Raw genomic sequence first — 838 nt, 5'->3', positions numbered from 1 at the left:
ACGAGTAAAGCCAAGGCCTGCTAGTCCAAGACCAAGCAAAGCAAGAGTACCTGGCTCGGCTACTGACACAGAGTCGGCAGTATCACCACTGATACCCCAAGCATTAAGAGTACCTGTGTCGCCAGCTAATCTATCGAAGATGGTAAGTTGCCACACAGAGCTGAGTGACTCGCCATCAAATGCTGAAAGCAATTCAGTGCCCTGGAAGGTTCCTGGGCCAAAAGGCGCTGCGACAGTGCTTATATGAGTTCCTGCTTCGTCATCAAAAGTGACTTGAGCTAGGTTATCACCTGAGCCACCATACTGGTCGAATAGCTGCACTTCGGTACCTGTAAAAGTGTTTGTGATAAAGATATCTAGGTCTTGCATCCAAGTGTGTTCAATATCAATGTAAACATTTAGGTCTGCGATGGTTCCAGAGGCGCCAACTGTATTAAAGATAAAGCTGTAGGTGTTACCTGCTGTTCCGTCTTGAGGGATTCTTTCTGGAACGTCTATCGCGTCATAGCTAAATGGTACAGCGAATGCTGCTGATGAGCCGCATAGCATTGTAGCGACTAATGCTGGTTTTAGTTTTTTCATGTGTAAACTCCCTTAGAATAATTTTAGTGCGTTCTTGCACTCACTGAAGTAAGCGGGAATTATGCCGTTATTTATATATTCTATTAATGCTTGGTTGTTATAGTTTGTGCTTATAGATCGTTGATCTTTATGTGTAAAAAAAACTGACATGAGATGTTTTGTTTTTGTGGCTGCTATGACCCAGAAAATATTGCATCGCTTCTTGCTAACACCGGAGAGACTAGCTAAATGGTTTGCATGAGGGGCTTCTATGCTA

Annotated in this window: 1 protein-coding gene; it reads right to left on the bottom strand. The window is 43.6% G+C overall.

What is annotated here, in order from left to right; all coding sequences use genetic code 11:
• Positions 1 to 582: proprotein convertase P-domain-containing protein (locus A3763_RS02855; RefSeq protein ID WP_156494853.1), on the bottom strand; the 582-nt coding region annotated here is incomplete at its 3' end.
• Positions 583 to 838 lie beyond the last annotated feature (256 nt).

Source organism: Oleiphilus sp. HI0128 (genome assembly GCF_001635365.1).
The sequence above is the reverse complement of the archived record's forward strand: the minus strand, read 5'-3'. Positions and strand labels throughout refer to the sequence as shown.